Annotated in this window: 24 protein-coding genes; 8 read left to right on the forward strand and 16 right to left on the reverse strand. The window is 72.8% G+C overall.

The annotated features are described in order from the left end of the window. Positions 1 to 17: 17 nt before the first annotated feature. Positions 18 to 1,208: a cystathionine gamma-synthase gene (locus tag ACFV2X_RS42410; RefSeq protein WP_385626702.1), complete on the reverse strand. Its 1,191-nt coding sequence runs from the start codon at positions 1,206 to 1,208 to the stop codon at positions 18 to 20. Between the two features lie 121 nt (positions 1,209 to 1,329). Between ACFV2X_RS42410 and ACFV2X_RS42415 the strand changes: the two genes are divergently transcribed. Next, a complete protein-coding gene (locus tag ACFV2X_RS42415; protein WP_385626704.1) occupies positions 1,330 to 2,427 on the forward strand; it encodes a hypothetical protein in 1,098 nt (365 codons plus the stop codon). Between the two features lie 37 nt (positions 2,428 to 2,464). Here ACFV2X_RS42415 and msrA read toward each other — a convergent pair whose 3' ends face one another. After that, on the reverse strand, positions 2,465 to 2,977 hold the full coding sequence (gene msrA / locus ACFV2X_RS42420) for a peptide-methionine (S)-S-oxide reductase MsrA (RefSeq protein WP_385626706.1): 513 nt from the start codon (positions 2,975 to 2,977) through the stop codon (positions 2,465 to 2,467). 504 nt (positions 2,978 to 3,481) lie between these two features. After that, positions 3,482 to 4,126, reverse strand: coding sequence for a CGNR zinc finger domain-containing protein (locus ACFV2X_RS42425; protein WP_385626708.1), 645 nt, complete (start codon positions 4,124 to 4,126; stop codon positions 3,482 to 3,484). Between the two features lie 76 nt (positions 4,127 to 4,202). Here ACFV2X_RS42425 and ACFV2X_RS42430 point away from each other — a divergent pair, with 76 nt between their 5' ends. Then, entirely contained in the window at positions 4,203 to 4,892 is a 690-nt protein-coding gene (locus tag ACFV2X_RS42430; RefSeq protein WP_385626710.1) for a haloacid dehalogenase type II, read from the forward strand. Between the two features lie 16 nt (positions 4,893 to 4,908). Here ACFV2X_RS42430 and ACFV2X_RS42435 read toward each other — a convergent pair whose 3' ends face one another. Continuing rightward, entirely contained in the window at positions 4,909 to 5,445 is a 537-nt protein-coding gene (locus tag ACFV2X_RS42435; protein WP_385626712.1) for a DUF2231 domain-containing protein, read from the reverse strand. Positions 5,446 to 5,668: 223 nt separating this feature from the next. On the opposite strand from ACFV2X_RS42435, the gene ACFV2X_RS42440 reads away from it, so the two are divergent. Next, positions 5,669 to 6,295 (forward strand): hypothetical protein, encoded by a 627-nt coding sequence (locus ACFV2X_RS42440; RefSeq protein ID WP_385626714.1) that lies wholly within the window; start codon positions 5,669 to 5,671, stop codon positions 6,293 to 6,295. Positions 6,296 to 6,429: 134 nt separating this feature from the next. Then, a complete protein-coding gene (locus tag ACFV2X_RS42445; protein WP_385626716.1) occupies positions 6,430 to 6,894 on the forward strand; it encodes a DNA-binding protein in 465 nt (154 codons plus the stop codon). Here ACFV2X_RS42445 and ACFV2X_RS42450 read toward each other — a convergent pair. The 5 genes from ACFV2X_RS42450 to ACFV2X_RS42470 are packed head-to-tail and all read right to left on the reverse strand — an operon-like array spanning position 6,891 to position 11,797. Continuing rightward, entirely contained in the window at positions 6,891 to 7,652 is a 762-nt protein-coding gene (locus tag ACFV2X_RS42450) for a class I SAM-dependent methyltransferase (RefSeq protein ID WP_385626718.1), read from the reverse strand. The two genes, ACFV2X_RS42445 and ACFV2X_RS42450, sit on opposite strands and share 4 nt — an antisense overlap. A gap of 42 nt (positions 7,653 to 7,694) precedes the next feature. Next, positions 7,695 to 8,309, reverse strand: coding sequence for an ATP/GTP-binding protein (locus tag ACFV2X_RS42455; RefSeq protein ID WP_385626720.1), 615 nt, complete (start codon positions 8,307 to 8,309; stop codon positions 7,695 to 7,697). Beyond that, the gene (locus ACFV2X_RS42460) at positions 8,257 to 8,727 is read right to left on the reverse strand and encodes a DUF742 domain-containing protein (RefSeq protein ID WP_385626722.1); all 471 of its coding nucleotides are present in this window, start codon (positions 8,725 to 8,727) and stop codon (positions 8,257 to 8,259) included. Before ACFV2X_RS42460 ends, ACFV2X_RS42455 begins: the two co-directional genes overlap by 53 nt. Before the next feature lie 57 nt (positions 8,728 to 8,784). Then, positions 8,785 to 9,264 carry a roadblock/LC7 domain-containing protein gene (locus ACFV2X_RS42465; protein ID WP_385626724.1) on the reverse strand — a complete coding sequence of 160 codons (480 nt, stop codon included), beginning with the start codon at positions 9,262 to 9,264 and terminating at the stop codon, positions 8,785 to 8,787. Then, complete coding sequence (locus ACFV2X_RS42470; RefSeq protein WP_385626759.1) at positions 9,245 to 11,797, reverse strand: ATP-binding protein; 2,553 nt, start codon at positions 11,795 to 11,797, stop codon at positions 9,245 to 9,247. The genes ACFV2X_RS42465 and ACFV2X_RS42470 overlap by 20 nt, the downstream gene beginning before the upstream one ends. Before the next feature lie 492 nt (positions 11,798 to 12,289). Here ACFV2X_RS42470 and ACFV2X_RS42475 point away from each other — a divergent pair, with 492 nt between their 5' ends. Next, on the forward strand, positions 12,290 to 13,429 hold the full coding sequence (locus ACFV2X_RS42475) for a substrate-binding domain-containing protein (protein WP_385626726.1): 1,140 nt from the start codon (positions 12,290 to 12,292) through the stop codon (positions 13,427 to 13,429). Positions 13,430 to 13,449: 20 nt separating this feature from the next. Here ACFV2X_RS42475 and ACFV2X_RS42480 read toward each other — a convergent pair whose 3' ends face one another. The 6 genes from ACFV2X_RS42480 to ACFV2X_RS42505 form a co-directional block, all read right to left on the reverse strand. Then, positions 13,450 to 14,439 carry an aldo/keto reductase gene (locus ACFV2X_RS42480; RefSeq protein WP_385626728.1) on the reverse strand — a complete coding sequence of 330 codons (990 nt, stop codon included), beginning with the start codon at positions 14,437 to 14,439 and terminating at the stop codon, positions 13,450 to 13,452. A 107-nt stretch (positions 14,440 to 14,546) separates the two neighbouring features. Then, positions 14,547 to 16,307, reverse strand: a complete 1,761-nt coding sequence (locus ACFV2X_RS42485) for a S8 family serine peptidase (RefSeq protein WP_385626730.1) — start codon at positions 16,305 to 16,307, stop codon at positions 14,547 to 14,549. Between the two features lie 141 nt (positions 16,308 to 16,448). After that, positions 16,449 to 16,904 (reverse strand): hypothetical protein, encoded by a 456-nt coding sequence (locus ACFV2X_RS42490; protein ID WP_385626732.1) that lies wholly within the window; start codon positions 16,902 to 16,904, stop codon positions 16,449 to 16,451. A 119-nt stretch (positions 16,905 to 17,023) separates the two neighbouring features. Beyond that, a complete protein-coding gene (locus tag ACFV2X_RS42495; RefSeq protein ID WP_385626734.1) occupies positions 17,024 to 17,938 on the reverse strand; it encodes an LLM class flavin-dependent oxidoreductase in 915 nt (304 codons plus the stop codon). Positions 17,939 to 17,978: 40 nt separating this feature from the next. After that, positions 17,979 to 20,048 carry a tetratricopeptide repeat protein gene (locus ACFV2X_RS42500; protein WP_385626736.1) on the reverse strand — a complete coding sequence of 690 codons (2,070 nt, stop codon included), beginning with the start codon at positions 20,046 to 20,048 and terminating at the stop codon, positions 17,979 to 17,981. After that, the gene (locus ACFV2X_RS42505) at positions 20,045 to 20,449 is read right to left on the reverse strand and encodes a hypothetical protein (RefSeq protein WP_385626738.1); all 405 of its coding nucleotides are present in this window, start codon (positions 20,447 to 20,449) and stop codon (positions 20,045 to 20,047) included. Before ACFV2X_RS42505 ends, ACFV2X_RS42500 begins: the two co-directional genes overlap by 4 nt. 108 nt (positions 20,450 to 20,557) lie before the next feature. Here ACFV2X_RS42505 and ACFV2X_RS42510 point away from each other — a divergent pair, with 108 nt between their 5' ends. Further along, positions 20,558 to 21,493, forward strand: coding sequence for a phosphorothioated DNA-binding restriction endonuclease (locus ACFV2X_RS42510; protein ID WP_385626740.1), 936 nt, complete (start codon positions 20,558 to 20,560; stop codon positions 21,491 to 21,493). 63 nt (positions 21,494 to 21,556) lie between these two features. Here ACFV2X_RS42510 and ACFV2X_RS42515 read toward each other — a convergent pair whose 3' ends face one another. Next, a complete protein-coding gene (locus tag ACFV2X_RS42515) occupies positions 21,557 to 22,069 on the reverse strand; it encodes a hypothetical protein (RefSeq protein WP_385626742.1) in 513 nt (170 codons plus the stop codon). Between the two features lie 72 nt (positions 22,070 to 22,141). Between ACFV2X_RS42515 and ACFV2X_RS42520 the strand changes: the two genes are divergently transcribed. Together ACFV2X_RS42520 and ACFV2X_RS42525 are read left to right on the forward strand one after the other, a co-directional pair. Next, positions 22,142 to 23,698, forward strand: coding sequence for a helix-turn-helix domain-containing protein (locus ACFV2X_RS42520; protein ID WP_385626744.1), 1,557 nt, complete (start codon positions 22,142 to 22,144; stop codon positions 23,696 to 23,698). A 259-nt stretch (positions 23,699 to 23,957) separates the two neighbouring features. Next, entirely contained in the window at positions 23,958 to 24,983 is a 1,026-nt protein-coding gene (locus ACFV2X_RS42525; protein WP_385626746.1) for a DUF4331 family protein, read from the forward strand. Positions 24,984 to 25,079 lie beyond the last annotated feature (96 nt).

Genomic DNA, 25,079 nt, shown 5'->3' on the forward strand with positions numbered 1-25,079 from the left:
GAGAACCAGGAACCGGATTACGCGATGGCCTGGCTGAGATCCGCGAGCAGATCGTCGACCGCCTCGATGCCCACCGAGAGCCGGACCAGATCGGCGGGCACCTCCAGGGCCGACCCCGCCACCGAGGCGTGCGTCATCCGGCCCGGGTGCTCGATCAGCGACTCGACGCCGCCCAGCGACTCGCCGAGCGTGAACAGCCGCGCCCGGTCGCAGACGTCGACCGCCGCCTGCTCGCCGCCCGCGACGCGGAAGGAGACCATGCCGCCGAAGGCCCGCATCTGCTTGGCCGCGACCTCGTGCCCCGCGTGCCCGGGCAGCCCCGGGTAGAAGACCTCGGTCACCTTGGGGTGCGCGACCAGCAGCTCCGCGACGCGCGTGGCGTTCGCGCTGTGCCGGTCCATCCGTACGGCGAGGGTCTTGATGCCGCGCAGCACCAGCCAGGAGTCGAACGGCCCGGCGACCGCGCCCATTGCGTTCTGGTGGAAGGCCAGTTCGTCGCCGAGGGCGGGGTCGGAGACCACGAGCGCGCCGCCGACGACGTCCGAGTGGCCGCCCATGTACTTGGTCGTCGAGTGCACGACGACATCGGCGCCCAGCGCGAGCGGCTGCTGCAGATAGGGGCTGGCGAAGGTGTTGTCGACGACGAGGCGGGCCCCGGCGGTACGCGCGATGTCCGCGAGGGCGGCGATGTCGGTGATGCCGAGCAGCGGATTGCTCGGCGTCTCGACCCAGATCACCTTCGTACGGGGCCGCAGCTCGGCCCGCACCGCGGCGGGGTCGGAGGTGTCGGCGACCGACCACTCCACGCCCCACCGCTCGGCGACCTTGGAGAAGAGGCGGAACGTGCCGCCGTACGCGTCGTTCGGGATGACGACGTGGTCACCGGGCACCAGCAGCGTGCGCAGCAGGCAGTCCTCGGCGGCGAGCCCGGACGCGAAGGCGAGGCCGCGGCGCCCGCCCTCCAGCGCCGCCAGGTTCTCCTCGAGGGCGGTGCGGGTGGGGTTGGCGGAGCGGCTGTACTCGTATCCGCCGCGGAGCCCGCCCACCCCGTCCTGCTTATAGGTGGAGACCTGATAGATCGGAGGGACGACGGCGCCCGTGAGCGGGTCCGCCTCCTGCCCCGCGTGGATGGCGAGGGTTTCGAAGCTCTGCGCGCTGCGCCCCGCACCGTCGTGCGGGTCGGGCTGCTGGGTGTGCTGCTCGGTCATGGGGCCGAGGGTAATGCCCACCGCGGTACTAGCGGGTTCAACGACCGGGCGGGCACATAGGCTGGAGCACACACGTTCTCACTACGGGTACCGGGCACAGCAGGGGCAGCAGGGGACACACATGGAGTATCTGATCTTCCTCATCGCCATCGTCATGATCGGCGGTGTCCTCATCGTGCCCGCCGTGCGCCGGATGCGCGGCGGCAGCGAGGCCAACCGCGGCGCGGTGCTCGCCACGGACCCGGGGGCGTACGGCTTCGTACCGCGCGACCAGCTGGACGTACGGCTGCCCGGCCCGGACCGCGAGCTGATCGAGGCCCTGGAGGAGGTCCAGCGCACCCAGGACTGGCAGCCCGCCGCCCGCCTGCTGGCCCTCACCGACGCGAGCTCCGAGCTGCGCTGGCAGCGGGTGCAGACCCTGGCGGGCGCGGCGGCGTTCGAGCTGGCCCAGGCACCGGGTCAGGGCGGTATGTGGCTGCGCACCTGGCGGGTCGCGGCGCCCGAGGACCCGGGCGCGGCCGCCGTGCACGCGGAGTTCCTGGTCCGCCAGGCGCTGCGCGACCCGTCGTCCGACGACTTCCGGATGATCCTGGAAGAGGCCCGTACGGTCTGCGCCGATGCGGCGCGGCTGGCGCCGGACGACCCCGTGCCGTACATCATCGAGCTCGGCATCGCCCGCGGCCTCGTATACCGGCAGGCCGACTTCGAAGAGCTCTGGTCCAAGGTCACCGAGCGCGCCCCGCACCACATGGGCGCCCACCTCGCCGCGCTCCACTACTGGTGCGAGAAGTGGCACGGCTCGCAGGACCTCGCCGACGCCTTCAGCCACGCCGCCGCCGGCTCCGCCCCGGCCAAGAGCCTGCTGCCCGCCCTCCCCCTCTTCGCGGTCTTCGAGCACCTCCCGGAGGCCAACCTGGTGCGCACCCTGTACCAGAGCGCGGTCGTCACCCGCGCCATCGAAGGCGCCCTCTTCGCGGTCCGCGAAGCCCCGGCCGACCACCCGGTCCAGCCCCACGTCCGCCATCTGCTGGTCTGGTTCCTGGTGCGCGCCGAGCGCTACGCGGAGGCGATGGAGCAGCTCCGCCACGTGGACGGACACGTGGGCGCGATCCCGTGGTCGTACGGCACGGACCCGGCGGCGGAGTACACCGTCTACCGGGCGCTGGCCGTGGCGGGCTGGGAGGGCCGGGGCGGCACGCCGGCGACGCTGCCGCGCTGAGCCGCTGCCGCGCTGAGGGGGGCGTGGGGCGTCGTGGTCAGCCCTCCGTGCGGGCGGGCAGCCGCCATCCCGGGCGCGGGAAGTGGCAGGTGTAGCCGTCCGGGTAGCGCTGAAGGTAGTCCTGGTGCTCGGGCTCGGCCTCCCAGAAGGGGCCGACCGGCTCCACCTCGGTGACGACCTTGCCCGGCCACAGTCCGGAGGCATCCACATCCGCGATCGTGTCCTCGGCGATCCGCTTCTGCTCGTCGTCCACGTAGTAGATCGCCGAGCGGTAGCTGAGGCCGATGTCGTTGCCCTGGCGGTTCTTGGTGCTCGGGTCGTGGATCTGGAAGAAGAACTCCAGGATCGCGCGGAAGTCGGTCTTCGCGGGGTCGAAAAGGATCTCGATGGCCTCCGCGTGCGTGCCGTGGTTACGGTACGTCGCGTTCGGCACGTCACCCCCGGTGTATCCGACCCGGGTCGCCGTCACACCCGGAAGGCGGCGGATCAGCTCCTCCATCCCCCAGAAGCATCCGCCCGCCAGCACGGCCCTCAGCGTCTGCGCAGCCATTACGGCCCTCCAATATCTGTCAGCTCGGTCGCTCGGACTACTCGGCTCGCACACCACCGGAATCCCACGGACGCTCTCGTCAACGCATGAGGGCTGCAACCGATTCCGTGCCCGGCCAGACCGGCCGGCCGCTGCCCGCCACACGCGCGTCACGCAGGTACACCCGGGCTACGCCAGCACCGCGTACGTTTCGGCGACCGTGTGTGCAGTTGCCAGAGGCGGTCGGCGACGGTGTCCGGCTCGTGTTTCAACCCTGCGCCCACGGCGCCGACGACCACCAGGCGGCGTGCCGGAGCCGGACGCCGACACCTCGGCGCACCTGCTCGCGCTCGCCGCCCCGGATCTCGTACGGCCTATGGCTGAGGCGCGCTTACACGTGTGGCCGACAGGTGCGGCTGTGGCTGCGCGACGGGAACCCGGCCGCTGACGCCTGGTACGCCGTACCGGAGAACGCCGGGGCAATGATCTTCGCGGAGGACGGTATCTGTCGCTCCTGGAGATCTACTAAGCGTCGAGCGAGTCGATCCCCTCGGAGTTGGTGAGCCGATCGCGCGTTGTGGTTCGGCGGGCGCGGTGGTTGGCGACGTTGACGCGGTTGCCGCACAGACCGGGCATGCAGTAGCGGCGGCTGCCGGGCCGGGTGGTGTCGATGAACGCTCCCCGGCAGGTGGGTGCGGTGCACGGGCGGAATCGCTGTTCGCCGAGGGTGTGTACGACGCCGAGGATGCCGATGCCGCAGATCAGTGACAGGGCGTCGGCGACGGTTACTCCGTCACGGAGTGGGACGGCCCAGCGTGTGCGGCTCCCGTGTGCGGGGTCAGGAATCAGGGTGGCGCCCTGGGCGGGCGAGGTGAGCGTGGTGGCGCCGGCGATGAGGTGGTCGCGGTCGGGGTGGTCGATCAGGTCGCGCACGGTCTTCCGGAGGGCGTGGACCGCATGGAGGTCGGCGGTGCTTGCGCGGCGGGCCAGTGCGGAAAGCGCGCCGGGCACCTCGTCGTTTGCGGACAGGTCTCCGAGTTGGTCGGTGAACTCGACGAGGGCGGCCAGGTCGGGCAGATGATCGTCGCCGCGCCAGACCTCGGCGGTGGTGTTGACCAGGTCGGTCGCGACCCCCGCCGCCCAGGCGTAATCGTCCAACGTGACTTGCATCTTCGGCGAACCTCTCGCTACGTTCGGCTAACAGCCACTTTAGCCCTTACATAGCTTCGTCCGGGAGAGCCCGCTCATGTCAGTGCTGGAGATCGATGCCGTCGTGTTCGACGTGCTCGGCACGCTCGTCGACGAACCCGCCGGACTCCGCGCCGGCATTCGTGAACTCGACCCGTCTCTCGAAGATCCCAGGGCCGAGCAGCTGTTGTCGCTGTGGCAGCAGCACATCGACCGCGAGCAGCGTCGCGTCCTCGACGGCGGCCGCCCCTACCTCACCAGCGACGCCCTCGACCGGGAAGCCGCCAGGCTCGTCGCCGAGGCCGCCGGAGTCGGCGACCCGGACGCCGTAGCGGCGCTGGCGCTGTCGGCTCGTCGGCTCCCGCCGTGGCCCGACACCGTGGCAGGGCTCGCCCGACTCGCCGAACGGTTCCCGCTGATCGGGCTCTCCAACGCGAGCCGTACGGCGCTGCTGGGGCTCAACGCCCACGCCGGGCTGCGCTGGCACCAGGCCCTGTCCGCCGAGGACGCCCGGACCTACAAGCCGGACCCGGCGGTCTACCAGTTGGCCGTCACCGTCTCCGGACGGCCGCCGGAGCGGCTGCTGATGGTCGCCGCCCACGCCTGGGACCTGCGCGGAGCGCAGCGCCTCGGCCTGCGCACCGCCTACGTCGCCCGCCCTGTCGGCGACCCGCCCGCTTCCTCGGACCGGTTCGACCTGTACGCCGACGACCTGACCGATCTGGCCGACCAACTCGGCGAGATCTGAAAGCCGGACGAGGAGGTCAGCGGTTGTCGCCGCGTTCGCCGTCGGCGGTCCTGGAGAAGCCGTCGTGCCAGGCGGCCTTCGCTCCGGAGTCGCCGATCCGGTACACGTCCACGACGGCGCCCGCGGCCACCCCGACGGAGAGCACCACTGCCACGACACGGACAATCAGCGCGGACCGGGGCGTGGCTGCCCGGGTCCGCTCCCCGGGGGCCGCCTCCGCCGACGTCGACCTGCGGGTCGTCCACCAGACCGCCGTCGCCAGCACGAACAGGCCCGCGGCCCAGGGAAGCAACCCGTCGCCGAGTTCGGCGTGCCTGCGCACCAGGGCGTTGCTGTCGACGTGCTCCTCCAGCCACTCGCCGGCCTGCGTGGCCACGGGCACGCTCGCCAGCGTCACAAGGGCCAGCAGGGGGAGCACAACTCCCATCCGCCGGGCCGCACTCGGCCATATCGCGCCAGCCAGCACCGCCAGGGCGGTCAAAGGAACGAGCACGACGACGAAGTGCACGACCAGGACGTGTACGGGCAGACCGTTGATCACGGTGAGGCTCATCAGGTGTTTCCTCCAGAGGTGACCATGACAGGGCGGCGCGCGCACGTGCGCCCCGCGTGCCGGCCTTGAGGCGCGCCAGACTCTCACAGGAACTTCTGAGCTTCCTCTGAACCCGCCGTCTCCCGGCCCGCGCCGGACCAGGAGACGCCGCCTGGTCCGGGGGAGGCAGACGGCACCGTAAAAGCGCTGGCCGTACGTTCCCCGGGGTTCCTAACCTTCCGGCGTGAGCACGGACATCTACGGCTGCATCGAGACCCGCCATCCATGTGCCGATCACGACTGGTACGACGACGCGCCGTGGCTGTACGCCATGGACCTGTCCCCGCTGTACTCCGGGAACGACTACACGGCCTTCGGATGCCTCTTCGGTGTCCGGAACTACGCCGGCTGGGAACCGGTGGCCGCCGGTCGCGGGCTGCCGGGGGATGTCTCAGCCCAGGTCCGCGGCGACTATGAGCGATGGGCTCCTCTCGACACGCTCCACGGTGCCACCTGGGTCGCGTGGCAGGAGCTGGAGGCCATCGACATGAGCGCCGTTCCCCGAGGATCCCGCGGGCTCCTACGAGTCCAGGAGCCCGAGACGTCGGCAGCGGTCTGGGAGTACTGGGTGACGGACACCTGGCCGATCGAGATCATCAACCGCTTCGGGGAACCCCCGGTCGGCAGTTCCCCTGCGACGGCTCGCCACGGAACCTGGACATCGGGATCAGCGACGCTGGGCTTCCACCGTGTCACGCGCGGGCAGGCCATCGGGCCCGGCAGCGGCTGGGAGCACGTCTTCGCCGTGATGGAGGCTCTGGCGGGACGCTTCGGCCCACGAGGGGTTCGGCTGGTCGCCTATTTCGACTGATCTCCGCTGCGCTACAGGGCACTCGGCACACCACGCAGGCCCGACACGCCGCGGCCGCGAAGGCCCGCAGCATTTGAACGTTCTGTTTACAACGATCAGTTGACATCAGATCGTGCACCGCCCATCCTGATCTCATGTCGTCAACTCCCGATCAGCACCCCGATCCCTTCACACCCCCGTCGCCCGACCAGGCGCGAGCCCACCGCGTCTACGCGTCCTTGATGCGCATCGCCGAGCGGCACGCAGCCACCGACGAGCAGCGTCGGCGGCAGGCGCATGCTTCGCTCATCGGTCCGCACGAGGCCGTCAGGCTGGTGTCGTTCCTGCTCAGTGGGGCCGCGCAGCCGGTTGAGGGGGAGGCGGAGGTGGATCAGGCCGATATCACCGCCGCGTTGAGCCTCGTACCGCTGGTGCGCGGGGAGATGGACGAGCTGGAGGTCGGGCTGCTCCAGATGGCGCGGGGGCGCGGAATGACGTGGCAGGAGGTGGCCTTCGGGCTCGGGCTCGGGACTCCGCAGGCCGCTCGGCAGCGTTACGAGCGGCTGGCCAGTCGTGCCGCGGCCGACACGGACACGGGCGCGGACGTTCGGCAGGGTTAGGGCCGGGCCGCCACCAGGAGGTCTACCACGTACGTCTCCTCCACCATCCCCTCCGGGAAGATCGCGCCCAGGCGGCCGCGCTCCTCGGTGAGGAAGGCACGGGCGCCGGCCTCGCCCAGGACGAGGAACGCCGAGTGGCTGCCGATGTTCGCCAGATGGGTGTCCAGAGGGACGGCGCGGCTCCAGCGCAGCTTGCGGCGTGTGACGCTCAGCCCCGCCAGGCCCGCGAGTTGGATGGCGCGTTCGTCGTCGGGGCGTTCCTTGGAGGGGGACTTCACCCCGCAGTGGTGGGCGACGCGCTCGTCCTGCGCGGCGATCCACGGCACATCGAGGGCGCTGGTGTTCCACCAGAGCGCGAGCGCGCCGCCCGGGCGCAGGACGCGCAGTGCCTCGGGGACGGAGCGGGTGGTGTCGGTCCAGTGCCAGGACTGGGCGTACGTGATGAGGTCGTGGGACGCGTCGGCGAGGGGCAGGGCGTTGCCGTCGCCGCGGACGATCGGCGCGCCGGGCAGCGTACGGCGGAACTCGGCCGTCATACCGTCGCCGGGCTCTACGGCGAGCACATCGGCGCCGCGTTCGCGCAGCAGGACCGTGGCGATTCCGGTGCCCGCGCCGACGTCGGCGACGCGGGCACCGGCGAGGGGACGGTCCATGAGCTCATCGATGGTGTCCAGCAGGGCGGGCGGGTAGGAGGGGCGGTTCGCGGCGTACTGGGCGGCGGCCGCGTTGAACGAATGGGCGCGCGAGGTGGTGGTCATCCCGCCATCCTCCTCCCCCGCTCCTCCACTCCTCGCTCAGCCTCAGCTCACGGCCGCGCTCTCCGCTCGGGCCAGGGCGACATCGAGCACGACCAGCAGCGCGTCCCGGACCGAGCCCGTCTCCCGGGCGTCGAAGACGATCACCGGTACGTGCTCGGAGACGTCCAGCGCCCACCGCACCTCGTCGAGGTCGTGCGCGACCTCCCCGTCGAAGGCGTTGACGGCGACGGCGAAGGGGATGTCCTTGTGCTCGAAGTAGTCCACCGCCGCGTAGCAGTCGTCCAGGCGGCGGGTGTCCACGATCACCAGACCGCCGAGGGCGCCCTCGACCAGGTCGTCCCACATGAAACCGAAGCGGTCCTGACCCGGCGTGCCGAACAGGTAGAGCTTCAGTGTCGGGGAGATGGTGATGCAGCCGAAGTCCATGGCGACCGTGGTGGTGGTCTTGCCGGGCGTGTGCGTGAGATCGTCCACGCCCGCCGCGACCTCCGTGATCGCGGCCTCCGTGGTCAGCGGTCGGATCTCGGAGATCGCGCCCACGGCCGTGGTCTTGCCGACCCCGAAGCCACCGGCGATGACCATCTTGACCGGCAACGGTGGCTGTTCAGCTGCTGTCGCGGAGTGTGCCCCGTGAGTCGGGGACGGCACGGAGACCATCGATAACCCTTCGCAGTACGGAGATGTCGTGGGTCGTCCCGGCGTCTGGCACATGGACCGCCAGATGCCCGGCGGTGCACAGGTCCTCGGCCAGTACCCGGACCACGTTGAGGTGCAGTCGCAGCCGGGCGGCCAGTTCCGCCACCGACTGCGGGCGTCGACAGGCGGCGACGAGGTCGTGCTGTTCGAAGGCCAGCGACCCCAGGGCGGAGATCCCGGTCGAGGTCGCCACGATCTGGGACTCGACCGGGAGCGACGGCCCGGCGCCGCCACCCGACACCCGGCCGGCGGTCAGCAGGAACGGCCGGATCGCGGAGGCGCGGCCGACCGGCTCCGGCGGCTCCCAGGCACTGCCCGCTGACTCGAGCGCCTCGCGTGCCTCGTGCGCCCCGTGCGGTACTGGTTCACCGGCGGCCATCACGTTCCCCTTCTGAATGCCTGTGCCCTCTGCCCCCCATGTGGTTGGTGGGACGGGTCAGCCGGCCGGGGTGGAGCCGGCGCTCTTCTTCAGCTCCAGCACCAGCTGGGGAGTGAGCGCGGCTCCGGCCCGGTTGGCGAACAGGGCCATCTCATAGGCGATATTGCCCAGCTTGGCCTCCTTCGAGGCCACTACGCCCAGAACGGCCCCGCTGCCGATGGCCGACACCAGCACATGGCCGCCCTCCAAGTCGATGATGACCTTGTTGAGGCCGCCGAGGCCGTAGTTGCCGGAGGCGCCCGCGGCGAGGCTCGTGATGCCGGACACGATCGCGGCAAGCCGCTCCGAGTCGGCCTGCTCGCGCAGTTGGGAGACGGCGATCAGCAGTCCGTCGGAGGACACCGCGATGGCGTCCACCACTCCGGCGGTCTCGCTTGCGAACCGGTCCAGCAGCCAGGTGAAGTCGGCCGCGGCGGCGCGCAGATCGGTGGGTTCCGCCCGCTCCTCGGAACTGCCGTTATCTGTCGGCGTTGTCACTGCCCGACTCCTTCCTGGGTCTCTGATCGTGGGACGGTGCTGGTTCCGTGGGGGTCGCGGCGCTGTCCTGGTGGGCCCTGCGTACGGCGGCCTCGAACTCGTCGAGTTCGCTGCGGACCGCCTCGGCGTCGACGGGCCCGCGCACGGCCGGGATGCCCCGGTCGGCGGGCGCCGTGGTCGTGGCGAGGGTCGCTCCCCGTACCCGCTTGCGCAGCGGGCGGGAGGACGGTGAGTCGATGGTGGATGTCCCGGTGGCCGGTGCGCCGGCCGCCGGCCCGTCCGTCCCCTTGCGCTTCGGGACGCGCCGGGGCAGCCCGCCCGGCTGCGCCGGTGCGGTGGTGGGGGTCCGTACGGGCAGCGGCGTGGGCGCGGCGGAATCCCGCTCGGGCTGCGTCAGGGGGTCCGGCCTCGCCGGGAGTTCCCATACGGTCCCGCCCTTGGCCGCGTCCGCCGCCGTAGCCGCATCCGTCGCCGTACCCGCGTCCGTCGCCGGCGCCAGGTCCAGCGGGCTCACGGTCAGCATCAGCGCGGCCGGGATCCAGACGGAGCCGGTGACCCCGCCCCCGGGCGTACGGCTCAGGGAGACCCGGATGCCCCAGCGCCGGGCGAGGCTGCCGACCACGAAGAGGCCGAGCACCTTGCTCGGTACGAGGTCCAGCCGCTCGCGGCGGACGAGTCGGGCGTTCTCCTCGTCGAGGCGTTCCGCGCTCATCCCCAGGCCGTGGTCGATGACCTCGATCAGCGCCCCGCCGTCCGAGCTGACGTCGCTGCCGGGCCGGACGACCACCTCGACGGGGGTGTGGGAGGGCGAGAAGGAGACCGCGTTCTCCAGCAGCTCGGCGAGCATCAGCGTCAGGTCGGCGATGATGTCGGGCGCGACGGTGATCTCCGTCTCGGACCGCAGGGCCACCCGCTGGAACCCCTCGATCCGGCCGAGGCCCGCCCGGATGACGTTGGCCAGGGTGATCGGCCGGGCCTCCACGTCCGTCTCCCGGATGCCGGCGAGCAGCATCAGGCTGTCGGCGTTGCGCTGGAGGCGTACGGCGATGTGGTCGATGCGGTAGAGCCGTTCCAGGATCTCGGGGTCGGTCTCCTCGCGTTCGACGGCGTCGATCAGCATGAGCTGGCGGGAGGTCAGGTTGGAGACGCGCCGCCCGACGTTGCCGAACATCTCGGCGACGTTCTGGCGGCTGAGCACCTGCCGCTCCAGCAGCGCCGCGGCGGTGATCTGCACCTGGTTGAAGGCCTCGGCCAGGTCGCCGATCTCGTCGCGGACCGGGACCGGGATCGGCTGCGGGGTCAGCGGGGTGCGCTCCGCCGAGTCGTCGTCGTCCTCGACCCGGGCGAGTTCCTGGCCCGCCACATCGACCACCTGGTGCGCGGCGCCGGTCAGAGCCGCCAGGGGGCGTACGACCGAGCGGCGGACCAGAACGGAGAACGTCAGCCAGACGGCGAAGCCGAGCAGGGCGAGCGCGATCATGACCAGCGCCTTGTCCAGGGCGCTCCTGGAGAGGCCGTCGGCCCGGTCGGCGATCTGTCCGATGAGCGACCGGGTGATGTCGAGGCGGGCCCCGGCCTGGTCGGTTCCGGCGGCCATCGCCTTGCGCAGCTGCTGCGGCGACTGGCCCTGCAGAGAGCTCGGGTCGATCTGGAGCTCCGCGAACTGGTCCGAGATGCCGTTCTGCTCGGCCGCGCGCTCGATGCCGCTGAGGGCCAGGACCTGTTCCCGGGTGGCGATCCTGCTGAACCGATCCACCTGGTAGTCGTAGACCGCGTGGGCGCTGACCGCGTGGCTGTACTCGGTGAGGGCGTTGGCGTCCTGGGTCTGCGCGGAGAACACCCCGCTCTCGAAGGCCGCGTGGGCGGCGTCGGCGCGCAGCACCGCGTCGAGCAGCCGGATGATCGAGGACGACGAGGTGCCGGAGGAGGTGTCGAGCCCGATGCCGTCGATCAGGTACTCGACGGCGGCCGAGTACGCCGGGCTGATGCCGGCGGCGGAGACCGAGCCCCGTTCGACCTTGTCGCGCAGTACGGCCAGGCCCCGGACGTACTCCAGCGCCTGTGCCTCCTCCTTCGGCAGGCCCTGCTCGTCGAAGGCCGAACGCACGGCGGATGCCTGCTCGTCGGTCTTGCGCTGCGCCTTGCGGTATGCGTTGGTCGAGGGCAGGGCGGTGCCGGGCCGGAGCGCGTCGTGCTGCACGGAAAGCAGCAGCGCCTGACGGTGTTCGGACTGGAGGTCGTTGATCAGCTCCGCGACCTGCGTGCTGTCACGCACCACGTCGGCGGTCCGGGCGGCGTCCTGGGCCTGGTTCACCTCGCTGGTGACGCCGACGGCCAGCAGCACGCCGACGACCGCGACGGGCACGGCCACCAGGACATTGAGTTTGCGTCGGAACGGCCATCGGTCGAGAAGCGCTGCCGCCCTCCGGCGGGTCCGCGGCGTCAGCGGCGCACTGTCGGACGAGTCGGGATCGGGACTGGGTTCGGGGCCGGCTTCGGGCTTGGGTCCGAGCGAGGGGTCCACCGTGTCCACAGACACCCCGGGCCTCCTTTCATGTGCTTCTGAGCGGTGACCGAGGTGTTGTTGGTGCCGACCGCCGACGACCGGGGGAGCATGACGCTCTCACACCTCACCCGCGCGCGCGACGACTCACGCCCGCGTGCGAGCGATGGAATCGCGCCACAGTCCGACCGGCGCTGAACACTACCGTTTGCACGCAAGCGCGCAAGGCATAGGCGATTAAGACCAGGAAACATGCGCTTTCTGCGGCATTTGCCCATCGAAATAGCGGCCTTGAAGACGCTTTGAGTGACCTTCACCGGACACCCCACCGTCCGACCGGACCACTGCCCCGTACGCTGTGTCTCCGCCAACCGCCCCCGACGCTGCCTTCCCCCACCCACCCGTACCCTGCCTTCCCCCACCCACCCGTACGCTGCCTTCCCCCACCCACCCGTACCCTGTTTTTCCGCCACCTCCCACCGCCCCGAAGTCGTAGCCCCTTCTTGCCCCGCGAGGAGACCCGTGCACCCCACCCGCAAGGCGGTCGCGACCGCCGCCGCGCTCCTGGCCGTGGCCACCGCCGCCGGCTGCGACGCGGATTCCGACGCCGACGTGTCCGGTTCGGGCTCCGCCAGGCCCGGCTGTCCCACCGTGCTCACCAAGGCCAAGCGGGCCGTCGAGAAGGCCGAGGACGTGGACGCGCCCTGGACCGGCCCCACCAGCGGGCCCAAGGCCGTGCGCGGCAAGACCATCGTCTATATCGCGCACACCCTGGCCAACCCCGGCCCCGCCGGAGTCGCCCAAGGCGTCGGGGAGGCCGCCAAGGTCGTCGGCTGGCGCGCCCGGATCCTCAACGGCAAGGGCACCACCGCCGGCGTCAAGGCCGCCTTCAAGGAGGCCGTCGACAGCAAGCCGGACGGCATCGTCATCAGCGGCTTCGGCCCCGAGATCATCCCCAAGGAGATCCAGCAGGCCGACGCGGCCGGCATCCCGGTGATCGGCTGGCACGCCACCACCGCCCCCGGCCCCAGCAAGGATCCGAAGCTCTTCAGCAATGTGACGTCCAGGGTCGAGGATGTCGCGAAGATCAGCGCCGACTGGATCATCGCCCGGTCCAACGGCCGCGCGGGCGTGGTCATATTCACCGACACCACGTCCGACTTCCCCAGGAACAAGTCCGAGCTGATCAAGAAGGAGCTGGCCACCTGCTCCGACGTCAAGCTGCTGGACTACAAGAACATCCCCATCCCCGAGGCCAACAGCCGCTCCATCAACGAGGTCTCCTCCCTGCTCAAGCGCTTCGGGGACAAGTGGACCTACTCGGTCGCCATCAACGACCTGTACTTCCGCCACGCCGCCCCCGCTTTGCGCGCCGCGGGGAAGGACGGCGACGGCGCCCCGTACAACATCGGTGCCGGTGACGGCGACCCGTCGGCCTTCGAGCGCGTCAACGGCAAGCAGTTCCAGACCGCGACCGTGCCCGAGCCGCTGTCCGAGCAGGGCTGGCAGATCGTCGACGAGTTCAACCGGGCCTTCGCCGGGGAGCCGGCCAGCGGATACGTCGCACCCGTCCACATCACCACCGCCGCCAACAGCGGTGGCGCGCTGTCCTGGGACTCGGAGGGGTACCGCCAGGCGTACCGCAAGATCTGGGACCGCTGACGGGTTGTCCCCCTTGGCCGTCAGGGCGTCGGCGCCTCCTCGGGCAGCAGTCCCAGGGCCTTGAGCTCGGCCCAGAAGGCGGGTGGAACCGGGTGCGCGAGGAGGCCGGCGCTCTCGGCGATCTCGTGGGGCGCGCGGGCGCCGACCACGACGGTCACCACCGCCGGGTGTCCCAGCGGGAACTGGAGCGCGGCGGCCAGGGGCGGCACCGCGTGCCGCTCGCATACGGCCCGGATCGCCCGCACCCGCGCGCCCAGTTCGCGGGGGACGCGACGATAGCCGTGCGGTGCGCCGGGGCGGGGATCGGCCAGCAGACCTGACTGGTAGACCCCGGCGGCCATGACGGCGACGCCGCGTTCGGCGCACAGCGGCAGCAGTTCGGCCAGCCCGGAGTGGTCGAGCAGGGTGTACCGCCCGGCGAGCAGTACGCAGTCGGGCCCCGGCGACGGGGCCTCCCGCAGAAAGCGGGCCGCGACGTCGGCGTGGTTGACCCCGAGCGAGACCGCGCCGATGACGCCGTCGCGGCGCAGTTCGGCCAGCGCGCGGTAGGCGTGTGTGACGGCGGTCGGGAAGTCCTGGTCGGGGTCGTGGACATGGAGTACGTCGACCCGGTCGAGGCCGAGCCGGTCCAGGCTCTCCGCCATCGAGCGCATGACCGCCGGATAGCTGTAGTCCAGGCGTGGCCCGACGCCCGGCGGAGGGTCGGCCCAGATGGGCTGGGTGTCCGGCCCACCGGGCTCGATCAGCCGGCCCACCTTCGTACACAGGACGTACTGCCCGCGCGGGCGGGGCCCCAGCGCGGCTCCGGCGTACGTCTCCGAACGCCCGTACCCGTAGACGGGCGCGGTGTCGTAGAGCCGTATGCCCAGCTCCCAGGCGCGCTCGACGGTGGCGGCGGCCTGCTGTGCGGGTACGGGGGCGAAGAGGCCGCCGATGGAGGCCAGCCCCAGACCGAGGCGGCTCACCGACAGCCCCGTACGCCCCAGGGCCACCATGTCCCGAGCGTCCATCCCGATCCCCCCCCGATCCCCCGATCTGCTGGCACCGCCCGCCACGCCAGCGCGGACGGTGGCGCTCCGCCGGGGCCGTGCCGACAGCCGGGCACGGCCCCGCGCCATCACTGCGGGGAGACGCCGTAGCCCGCCATGGGCGGCGCGAAGGACGCGGCCATGGGGGCGAGTTGTACGCCCGGGGCCAGGCCCAGGGCGACGAGGGCGTCGGGCAGGCCCCGGCCGGTGCGGGCCGCTTCCCAGGAGCCGGGGACGGCCAGCGGGCGGCAGCCGGCGGCGATGAGCTCGAACAGGCGCTGGACGCGGCCGGGTCCGCGGGGCGGCAGCTGACCGCGGAAGTCCTCGTGGTGGGCGAGGACGAGGGCGGCGAGACCGGCGACATGGGCCGAGGCCGGTCCGGTGCCGTCCAGCGCCGCGTAGCCGCCGTGCGGCGAGCAGGACAGGACCGCCACACCCGGCGCGACCGCGTCGACCTCGGGGCCGTACGCGCTGAACCGCGCGGTGAACAGGCCCTCCGGGGTCAGCGGCGGGCCCGCGTGGGTGGCCTGGGAGGTGTCGGGCGGATACGAGCCGAAGGCGCCCAGCGCGCCGACGGTGAACACGGTGGGCAGCGACCCCGGGAAGGCGACCGGCCCGCCGGAGTCGCCCGCCGGGGCGAAGCAGGCGACGCCCGCGGCGTGGGCGTCGGCGAGTTTACGGGAGACCAGTTCCGAGGAGTACGGGGTGGCCACCGCGATATGGGCGATGTCGACCTCGGCGTCGATGCAGTGGTCGAGCGCGGCGATCAGATCGCTGAACCGGCCGCCGGGCAGCACCCGGCATGCCTCGATACGGGCGTCGACGGCGATGCCGATGACTCCGGGGCCCGTATCAGCCGCGGCGATCACGCCCGCCGCGTGGGTGCCGGTGCCGATGGCGTCGTGCGCCCAGCCCTGTTCCGTACCGCCGACCAGATCCGCCCCGGAGCGCACCCGGTCCTTCAGATCGGGGTGGTCGGCGGCGACGCCGGAGCCGATGACCGCGACCTTCACGCCGAAGCCGCGGAACGTGGGCGGCAGCCGGTCGAGGCGCATGGCCTGCTGGCCCCAGCCGTACTGCTGCCGCTCCTCGAGCCCCGGGTACACCTTGGCCAGCGGGGTGAGGGTGACCAGGTTCTCCTGGGTGTCCGAGAGGTCCGGGTGGTGGATCCAGCGGTCCACGTAGCCGCCGACGGGGCGGACGTACAGGGCCTGGACGGACTCCGCCGTATCGGTGGCCAGCACCAGCGTCGCCGTCCCGTCGGCGCGCGTGACGCCCTGGACCGGCCAGGACGCCCCGATCAGGAACACCCCGGCCCCGGCCAGCGGCTCCTCGTCCGGGCCGCAGACCCGCAGCGAGATCTCCACGGGCGTGTCCAGCGGGGCGATCAGACCCGGGTCGGCCAGCGGCATCAGCCCCGCCACCCGCCCGGTGGCCGCGCCCGCGCCCGCTCCGGTCAGCGGCAGGTCCGGCTCCACATGGACGTGTGCCGACCGCAGCGACGGCACCTGGTCCTCGGCCGCCTCGACCACCGCGATCTCCGGGCAGCAGGCGGGCGGCCCCGCCGAGTCCGGCTTCGTCTTCGCCGCGGGCCGGAGCCGGCGGACCAGGACGACCTCCGGCATCCGGCCCAGCCGCTCGCACACCGCGTCCATGTCGAGCGCGGCCACCCCGGGTGGGAGCAGATGCTGGGGCAACGGGGCCACCAGATACCGCTCGCGGCGCGGGCGCACCGCGAGGGGGCGCCGCGTGTTCTTCTTGCGCTGCCCCTCCTCCCGGCCGGCGCCCGCGCGTCCGGGCCCGCCCGCGCCCGCGCCGTCGCTGTCGTTCTCGGGCCTGTTCTTGAGCATCACGTCCACCTTCACCACGCCAACGTCGTCCTTACGCTTGTGCTCCGGTGTGCTCCGGCGACCGGGGGCCGCGCTCCCACGGTGATGCGGTGTGCTCGGGAACCGTTCCTCCGGGCACACCGCACCGCGTCAACCCAGGTGTCAGCCGATACCGAACGGCTGCTGGTACTGCTGGAACGGCTGCTGGCCGAACTGCTGCATGCCCAGGCCCGGCTGGCCGAAGCCCTGCTGGCCGAAGCCCTGCTGACCCTGCTGGCCGAAGCCCTGTTGGCCCATGCCCTGCTGACCCTGCTGCTGGATCAGGGTCGCGATGGCGACCGGCAGCGCCTGCTGTACGGCCTGCTCCACCGACTGCCGGACCCCGTTGTGCAGCGAGTAGTGCAGCGCCATGGCCAGGTACGGGTGCGCCTGCTGTCCCAGGCCCTGCTGGTTGATCTGCTGGAGCTGCTGGACGGTGTGCTGCATACGCTGTGCGATCTGCTGACTCGCCTGCTGACAGGCCTGCTGGATCGTCTGCTGCACGACCTGGGCGATCTGCTGCTGGCCCATCTGGGGCTGCATCTGCTGCATGGGTTGGGCGCCAGTCATCACCGACATGGATCCTCCATACGACGGCATAGACGAGGAAGGGACACGGGGGCGACACGCCCCGCATGCCCTATTTGTTACATTTACGCTAAGTCGGTGCCAGGATCGCCGCCATCGGAGACCGGCCGTCAGAGCTCCAACGCCCCCAGCGCCGCGCGCACCTGGGCCAGCGGATCGTCGCCCACCGGACGCAGTACGACCGTCTCCGCGCCCGCCTCCCACAGGGCCCGCACCCGCTCGGCGGCGGTGGCGGCGTCGCCCGCCGCGAGGAACACCTCCTCGCGCGGAACACCGAGCCATTCGGAGTACTCGTCGCGTACGGGCGCGGTGTCCGTCGCCACCCGCCCGGGGTCGTCGGCCACGCACAGATGGGTGAAGATGACCAGCTCATGCGGGTGGGTGGCCCCGGCGGTGGCGCGCCCCTTCGCGATATGGCCGAGCGCGGCGGCGATCGCGCCCGGCCCCTGGCCCTCGGCCATGACCGTGCCGTCGGCGGCCCGGCCGGACAGCTCCAGGGAGCGGGGGCGTACGACACCCGAGACGACCGGCGGGGGCTCGGCGGGCGGGTGGACCAGGGTCACGCCGTCGATGTGCACGGCCCGGCCGTCAAGGGTGGCCGTCTCGCCGCGCAGCAGGGTGCGCACCACCGTGATCGTCTCCTCGAGCAGCGCCAGCGGGGTCGGGGACGCGGCGCCGACCTGGGCCATCCACTCCGGCACGCCGTGCCCGACGCCCGCGATGAACCGGCCAGGGAACACCCGGGCCACCGTGGCCAGTTCCATGGCGAGCAGCGCCGGGCTGCGCAGCGGGGCCGGGGCGATCCCGATGCCGACGCGCAGCCGCTCGGTGGCCGCCAGCGCGAGCGTCGCCGAGCTGACCGCCCCGGCCCAGCCCAGGTCCTCGACGACCCACAGGTCGTCCGCTCCGTACTCCTCCACTGCCCGCGCGAACGCGGACAGTTCCTCCGGCTTGCCGTCCCGGTCGAACATCACACCGATGCGACGGCGTGGCGACGTCTCATTACCCACCAAGTCGTTGGTCATCCGGCCAATGTAGGCGGCGCGGGCGGACCGGAGAAGAGGATCAAGGGCGCGCGGCGCGGGCCCTGGTGAGCAGGTCCCGGGCGAGCTCGGTGTGCGGATGTGCGGCGCCGAGGACCCGCTCGCGGTCGGCCAGCACGCGCTCGTGCAGCGGCGTCGCGCGGTCCAGGTCGCCCGACAGCTCGTACGCGTAGGCGAGGTTGGAGCGGGCGGTGAGGGTTTCGGGGTGGTCCGGGCCGAGGATCCGCTCGTGGTCGGCGAGGTTGCGTTTCAGCAGCGGCAGGGCGCGGTCCAGATCGCCGGCCGAGCGGTGGACGGTGGCCAGGTTGGCGCGCGAGGCCAGGGTGTGCGGGTGGTCGGCGCCCAGGGTGCGTTCGTAGTCGGCGAGGTTGCGCTCGTGGAGCGGGGCCGCCCGGTCCAGATCGCCGGTCAGCGCGTACAGATGGGCCAGGTTGGAACGGGAGGCGAGGGTGTCCGGGTGGTCGGGGCCCAGGACTCGCTCGCAGTCGGCCAGGTTGCGCTCGTGCAGCGGCGTCGCGCGGTCCAGGTCGCCCGCCGAACGGCAGGCGCTCGCGAGATAGCTGCGGGAGCTCAATGTGCGCGGGTGGTCGGGGCCGCGCAGCCGCTCGGAGGCCGCGACGGAGCGCTCGGCGAAGGCGACGGCCCGGTCCGTACGGCCCTCCCCGAGGACGAAGGCCGACGCCTCGAACAGCACGCGGTCGACCGCCTCGCCGTCCTGGTCGGGCGCGGTCGGTTCGGTCAGCGCGGCGTATGCCTCGATATGCGGCAGCAGCTCCCGCCAGCGCGGCCACCCCGCCACGTTGAACAGCGGGTCCTCGGGCAGGGCCGCGGCCAGCAGCTCCGCGGCGCGGCGGCGGGCCCCGGCGATCGCGTCGGCGCCGCGGTGCGGATCGGCCGGGTCGGGCGTACGGGCGACGGCCTGGACGAGCCGGTGGACGGCGAAGGTGCGCGGGGTGAGGGTGATCATGCTGTACGCATGGAGCAGCGCCAGCGCCTCGTCGACGGCGATCGGATCGTCGTCCAGCGCCTCGGCCAGGTCGCGCGGCACATCGTCGGGGCCGAACCAGGCGGCCGTGCGCAGAATCTCGACGGCGAGCGGGTCCCGGGCGGCGATGGCGTCCAGGGTGAGCTGCCAGATACGGGCGATGGTGCGCTGCTGGGCGGCGTCCGCTCCGGCGGAGGCGGCGGCATCGGCCGATGTGGCGTCGGCTGACGTGGCGAACATCCGGGCCGGGTGGCGGCGCAGCCGCGCCAGGTAGGCGGCGGGGGTCAGCGCGGTGTGCTGGATATAGGCGGCGGCCTGCTCCAGGGCGAGCGGGAGGTGGCCGAGTTCGGCGGCCAGCTCCGCGAGTTCGGGGGCGGCGCCGTCGTCGGTCGAGTTGGTGATGCGCATGAGCAGGTCCAGTGCGGCGTCGGGGGTGAGGGTGTCGAGTGCCACGGGCCGGGCGAGGTGGTGCCAACCGGTGGCGCGGCGGCTGGTGATGAGGTGCCGCCCGGTGGTGAGGGAGCCGAGCAGCGGTGCGAGATCGCCTGGCGCGGCGGCGTCGTCGAAGACCAGCAGCCATCCGTCGTGGGCCTGCAGCCAGGTGGTGGCCCAGGCCGCGGCCTCGGCGCCGGAGGCGGCGGTGAGGTCGGCGTACGGGTTCAGATGCGCGGCGAGGGCGGCGAGGCCGAGGCCGATGGTGTCGGCCGAGTCGGCGGGGATCCACCAGATGGGGTTGTACCGGTCGCGGTGGCGGTGGGCGTAGTGCAGCGCGAGGGTGCTCTTGCCCATGCCGCCGAGCCCGTGCACGACGACCGGGACGGCCGCACTGGGAGCCGCACCGGGATCGGCTTCGGCGCCGGTGGCCGCGTCGAGGCGCGCCAGGTCCTCCTCGCGGCCGACGAACACCCCGCTGCGCGGCGCCGGCAGATTGTTCAGCCCGGGTGGCGCCGCCACCTCCGCCGGACCCCTGACCGCCTCGGCGGGCAGTCGCACCGTGCGGTTGTCGATGACGGCCCCGTCCCCGGTGCTGACGATGCCCTGGTTGTGGCCCACGGCCACGGCCCGGTCCCCCGACGCCTCCCCGGGCGTGAACGGCTGCCGCGTCATCGCTGGATCGTCGCGTCGCTTCCGGTGCTGATGATGCCGGAGTTGTGCTGGACGGCGACGGCGCCCTGCCCGGAGGCGGTGAAGGACGTACCTCCGGCCGGAAGCAAGCGGGCCAGTTCGGCGGTGAGTTCGGCGTCGGCGAGCAGCGCCCGCTTGATCTGCGCCCGCAGCGCCGCCTGGAAGTCCTCGTCCTCGGGCGCGGCGGCCAGGTCCTGGACCGCTTCGTCGATGCCCTCGCGGCTCTCCTCCCGGCCCCGCAACCGCTGGAGGATCCGCTGCCCCAGCGAGACGGTCGCATCGGCGCCCGCGTCCGCCGCGCGGGTCAACGCGGCCGTCCCGTACGCGCCGACCGCCGCCGTGACGTACGGCGCGAGCTGATTGGCCACCAGCAGAGCGTCCACGATGCGCCTCTCCCCGTTCTGTCCGTTCTGTCGTACCCGGACCCGTCGATACGCGGCCCCGCCACATGGTCCAGCATGCCACCCCAACTCCCCCGCTACCGTGGCGGCATGGAGGGGATCGAACGGACGGACTGGGCCGAGCGTGTGCGCACGCTGCGGCAGTGGTCGCAGAACGGGGAGCGGGCGCCGCACAAGCCGCTGCTCATGCTGTACGCGCTGGGCCGGTTCCAGCGGGACGCGGGCGACGCGCTGCGGTTCACCGAGGTCGAGGCGGATCTGAAACGGCTGTTGGCGGAGTACGGGCCCAGGCGCCCCACCAGCGCCGCGTATCCGTTCCACCACCTGGTGAACGACGGGGTGTGGGAGGTACGGACCGACGCGGGCGACGGCAGCCCGGGCACGGCGCTGGGCGCGCTGCGCGCCAGCGGGGCGGCCGGGCGGCTCGCCCCCGGCCTGCGGGACGCGCTCACCGCCGACCCCACCCTGCTCGGCCGCCTCGCTGGGCTCCTCCTCGACCAGCACTTCGCGCCCTCCCTGCACCCCGACCTCGCCGACGCCGTCGGGCTCGACCTGACCGGCGACGACGGAGCGCGCGGCACCCGCCGGATCCGCCACGGGGCCGCCGAGATGCGGGAGCGGGTGCTGACGGCGTACGAACGCCGCTGCGCGTTCTGCGGCTACGACGGGGCGATCGACGGGCCGGGCAGCGGGATGGGGAGTCCTGTGCCGGTGGGCCTGGAGGCCGCGCATGTGCGGTGGTGGGCCTTCGCGGGACCTGACGACCTCTCCAACGGGCTGTGTCTGTGCTCCCTCCACCACAAGCTCTTCGACAAGGGCGTGCTGGGCCTCGACGGGAAGCGACGGATCCTGGTGTCGCGGCAGTTCACCGGCCGCAGCGAGGCCGCCCAGGCGTATGTGCTGCGGCTGGGCGGGCGGCCGGTGCTCGGGCCGCGGGCGGGCAGCGCGCCGATCGCCGGGGAGCACATCGACTGGCACATGGCGCAGGTCTTCCGCGGCGAGCCGCGGGTGGCGGCGCGGGGGTGACGTGCGGCGACGGGGTGAGGGGCGCCGGGACGAGGGGCTACGGCGGGCGGCGGGCGGCGCCCGTCAGTCCGTGATGCCCAGGTCCTCGCGCATCACCCGGCGCATCGCCGACAGCCTCGGTTCGGCCTCCTTGAGCTCGATCAGCGCCGCCGCGGCGGTCTCCCCCTCGCGCGGCAGGCCGCGGTCGATCCGCTTGGCCATGGCGTCGATCCCGGCGAGCACGGTGTTGAGGTCGCGGGACGCCGCCAGGACCCGCTCGGGGACGATCATCTGCGCCTGGGCGTAGCAGTCCCGGTACTCGCGCCGGGCCTCCTCGAGCCCGGTGCGGTCCTCCTCCGTGTAGACGCCGTCCCTGATCCGGTGCAGGGCGTCCTTGAGGAGGGTGTGGAACTGGCGGGAGGCGCGGTTCATGGCGATGTAGGCGGTCCGGCGGTCCTCGAGACGGCGCCGCCGGTCCTCGGCCCGCGCCTCTTCGGCGCGCTGCCGGGCGGTGATGCGCTGCTGCAGCAAGGGGGCGAAGAGCGTGCCCAGAACGCCGACGACGGCGGTGAGCATCGCGGCTATGACGGCGGTCACTTGGCCGACCCTAGCCGACATCACCGTCGCCACCGTCGCCACCCGAAAGCCGCAGCACTACAGTTTTGCCCCATGGGACCAGCGTCATCGGAAGCGCGGGCCGACCGCGCCGACGACGTGCTCGCTCTGGCCCGCCTCGCCGCGGAACCGGAGTCCGTACACGCCATCCTCGCCTGGCTCACCCGCCGCACCGGCGGCCTCGCCGCGCTGATCGGCCCCACGGGCACGGTCCTCGCCACACCGGAGCCGGACCCGGGCCCGGAGACCCTGGCCACCGCCGCCACCGCCGCCTCTGCCACCGTCGGACCGCGCCGCCGCGGCACACCCTCCGCGGTGCTCGGCGGCGAGGGTGGCCACGCCGTACACCTGGCCCGGCTCGGCCACGCCGACGCCGCGGGCGGGGACGAGCCGCCGTACCTCACCGTCGTCGGGCCCGATGACCCGCGCTGCGGGGTGCTGCTCGCCGACGCCGCCCGCACCCTCGCGCTGTGCTGGCGGCTGGAGGAGGCGGAACGGGCCCGTCGGCGCGTGGAGTCCGCCGAGGCGCACAGCCGCGAGGCGGTGCTGCACCTCCTCATGGTCGGCGGTGTGCCCGCCGCGCAGCGGATCGCCGGGGCGCTGGGCCCGGCCCTGCCCGCCCTCGCCCGGGTATACGTGATCGAGTGTCCGGTCCGCCGACGGCGCGAGATCGCGGCCCGGATCGATCAAGTGGCCCGGGGCCGGGCGTGGATCGTGCCCTGCCCCGTACGCTCCAACCACCTCATCGCGCTCGTACCGCCGGAGTCTCAGGGAGAACCGAAGCGGGCGGACGGGCTCGCCCGGCTGATGGTCCAGCGGGTCCCCGAGTGCCGGATCGGCACGAGCGCCGAACACCCGCTGCGGGACACCGCGGTCGGCTACGAGCAGGCGATCCACGCCCTCGCCGTGGCCCGTGGCGCGCCCCAGCGGTACGCCGGTTTCGGCAGACACACCGACACCACGGCTCTCGCGAGCCCCGAGGGGCGGCTGTGGGCGCGGGAGTTGCTGGGGCCCTGCCTGCGGTACGTACCGCCACGCCGCGCCGACCCGGGGCCGCAGGAGTTGCTGGGCACGCTCGGCTCATGGCTCAGCTTCGGCGGCGCCGCCAACCGCCATCTCAAGATCCACCGCAATACGCTCGCCGCGCGCATCCGCCTCATCAGCGATCTGCTCGGCCTGGACATCGGCCACAGCCTGGCGGGCCAGTCCGCGGCCTGGCTCGCGCTGCGGCTGCACAGCGCGCCGCCCAGCACCGCCGAAACGCCGGCAGAAACGCCCGCCGAAACGCCCGCAACCCCCGCGGCCCCCGCCCTCGCCCCGGCCCCCGCCGCGCTCGACGCCCTGCTGTCCTCCCCCGCGGCCGAGTTGTGGGCCCGTGCGCAGTTCGGCCCCCTCGACGAGGCCGGGCCCGCGGCCGTCCCCGAGACCGTACGCGCCTGGCTGCGCGCCGACGCCCGGCTGCCCGCGGCGGCCACCGCCCTCGGCATCTCGCTGCCCGGCGCGCGCAAGCGGCTGGCCAGGGCAGAAGAGGTGCTGGGGCGCTCGCTGCTGCGCGCGCCGAGCGCGAAGTACGAGCTGTGGCTGGCGCTGCGGGCGTCGGGCTCGCTCTGACCGCCACCACACCTCGGCGTCAGATCACCGTTCGAAGCGCAACCGCCGCACGCCACCACTGTGCACAGTGTTCCTCGCCGCGCCCGCCACCCCCGCCTAATGTCCTGGGCAAGCCCCGGGGGACCGTGCCGGCGCCGACCTCACACCCTCCCTGAGGGCCGTACGCATGCCCCCCCCTTACGTACGGCGACCGCCTCGGCACGGCCCTCCGGGCACCCGAACGCGGCGGCCGAGCCCCACGCACAGAACAGGACCGCTGATGAGCCATCACCACGACTCCGAGCTCGCCCGCCAGGACCCGCGGCTCGACATCAGCGACACCTACCTGTTCCGCGGCACCACCGGCACCGTCTTCGTCGTCAACGTCAACCCGCTCTCGGGTGGCGGCGGCTTCCACGACGACGAGAGCCGCTACGAGATCAAGGTGGACACGGACGGCGACGCCGTCGAGGACATCACCTACCGCTTCACCTTCCAGCCCCCGGCCGCCGACGGCAGCCAGCGCTGGGAGCTGCGCCGCCTCGACGGCCCCGCCGCCCGCGACCGTTTCGCCGACGGCCCCGTGCTGCTCACCGGCACCACCGGCGAGCCCGCGCGGACGCCCGACGGACTGCGTGCGTGGGCGGGCGCGGCAGGGGATCCGTTCTGGATCGAGGGCACGGTGGTCACGGCCGTGAAGACCGGCATCGCGCAGGGCACGGCGCCCGATCTGGCGGACTTCGACCCGGCCGGCGCCACCAATCTCTTCGCGGGCACCGACGTCCAGGCGATCGTCCTGGAGGTGCCGGACGAAGCCCTCGGCGGCGCCGGAGCGGCCATCGGTTTCTGGGGCTCCACCGTGCTGGCCACCGACGCGGGCGGCTGGCGGCAGATCAACCGCTGTGCGAACCCGCTGCTCAACACGCTCTTCGACCTCGAAGACGCCGAGCAGCACATCGACTTCAACGCCACCGAGCCCGCCGAGGACCAGCGCCGCTACGGGGCCGAGATCCTGCGGGCCACCGAGCCGGCCGCGGCGGCCGTGGGCGCGGTGCCCGACGCCGCGGCGCACGCCGCCCGCGTTCGGGACCTGTTCCTCCCCGACGTGCTGCGCTACGAGGTGGGCAGCGACGCGGTGTTCGCGGTCGACCGGCGCAACGGGCGCGGGCTGACCGACTGCGTACCGGAGGTGATGTTCGAACTGGTGCTCGGCGCGCCCGTCAAGCTGGGGCTGGACGCGAGCTCGGCCACGGGGGTGCCGGGCGACGTCTTCCCCTACCTGTCGGCGGCCGGGGCACGGCACTGAAGGCCCAGGCCCCGCCCCCCCCGGGTGCGCGGGCGCGGCAGCCCGGCGCCCCGGGGCAGTTACGTGGGGTGCCGCGCGCCCGGGGAGATATACGGG

It is taken from the genome of Streptomyces sp. NPDC059679 (assembly GCF_042734105.1).
Classification (GTDB): Bacteria; Actinomycetota; Actinomycetes; order Streptomycetales; family Streptomycetaceae; genus Streptomyces.

What these genes read in the sequence shown, in the direction of transcription:
- ACFV2X_RS42445 (WP_385626716.1), top strand. Translation starts at nt 6,430, where the DNA reads ATGTCGTCAACTCCCGATCAGCACCCCGATCCCTTCACACCCCCGTCG.
- ACFV2X_RS42500 (WP_385626736.1), bottom strand. Translation starts at nt 20,048, where the DNA reads ATGACGCGGCAGCCGTTCACGCCCGGGGAGGCGTCGGGGGACCGGGCC.
- ACFV2X_RS42490 (WP_385626732.1), bottom strand. Translation starts at nt 16,904, where the DNA reads ATGTCGGTGATGACTGGCGCCCAACCCATGCAGCAGATGCAGCCCCAG.
- ACFV2X_RS42520 (WP_385626744.1), top strand. Translation starts at nt 22,142, where the DNA reads ATGGGACCAGCGTCATCGGAAGCGCGGGCCGACCGCGCCGACGACGTG.
- ACFV2X_RS42480 (WP_385626728.1), bottom strand. Translation starts at nt 14,439, where the DNA reads ATGGACGCTCGGGACATGGTGGCCCTGGGGCGTACGGGGCTGTCGGTG.
- ACFV2X_RS42415 (WP_385626704.1), top strand. Translation starts at nt 1,330, where the DNA reads ATGGAGTATCTGATCTTCCTCATCGCCATCGTCATGATCGGCGGTGTC.
- ACFV2X_RS42525 (WP_385626746.1), top strand. Translation starts at nt 23,958, where the DNA reads ATGAGCCATCACCACGACTCCGAGCTCGCCCGCCAGGACCCGCGGCTC.
- ACFV2X_RS42485 (WP_385626730.1), bottom strand. Translation starts at nt 16,307, where the DNA reads ATGCTCAAGAACAGGCCCGAGAACGACAGCGACGGCGCGGGCGCGGGC.
- ACFV2X_RS42430 (WP_385626710.1), top strand. Translation starts at nt 4,203, where the DNA reads ATGTCAGTGCTGGAGATCGATGCCGTCGTGTTCGACGTGCTCGGCACG.
- ACFV2X_RS42410 (WP_385626702.1), bottom strand. Translation starts at nt 1,208, where the DNA reads ATGACCGAGCAGCACACCCAGCAGCCCGACCCGCACGACGGTGCGGGG.
- ACFV2X_RS42425 (WP_385626708.1), bottom strand. Translation starts at nt 4,126, where the DNA reads ATGCAAGTCACGTTGGACGATTACGCCTGGGCGGCGGGGGTCGCGACC.
- ACFV2X_RS42455 (WP_385626720.1), bottom strand. Translation starts at nt 8,309, where the DNA reads ATGGTCTCCGTGCCGTCCCCGACTCACGGGGCACACTCCGCGACAGCA.
- msrA (WP_385626706.1), bottom strand. Translation starts at nt 2,977, where the DNA reads ATGGCTGCGCAGACGCTGAGGGCCGTGCTGGCGGGCGGATGCTTCTGG.
- ACFV2X_RS42510 (WP_385626740.1), top strand. Translation starts at nt 20,558, where the DNA reads ATGGAGGGGATCGAACGGACGGACTGGGCCGAGCGTGTGCGCACGCTG.
- ACFV2X_RS42460 (WP_385626722.1), bottom strand. Translation starts at nt 8,727, where the DNA reads ATGGCCGCCGGTGAACCAGTACCGCACGGGGCGCACGAGGCACGCGAG.
- ACFV2X_RS42450 (WP_385626718.1), bottom strand. Translation starts at nt 7,652, where the DNA reads ATGACCACCACCTCGCGCGCCCATTCGTTCAACGCGGCCGCCGCCCAG.
- ACFV2X_RS42435 (WP_385626712.1), bottom strand. Translation starts at nt 5,445, where the DNA reads ATGAGCCTCACCGTGATCAACGGTCTGCCCGTACACGTCCTGGTCGTG.
- ACFV2X_RS42495 (WP_385626734.1), bottom strand. Translation starts at nt 17,938, where the DNA reads ATGACCAACGACTTGGTGGGTAATGAGACGTCGCCACGCCGTCGCATC.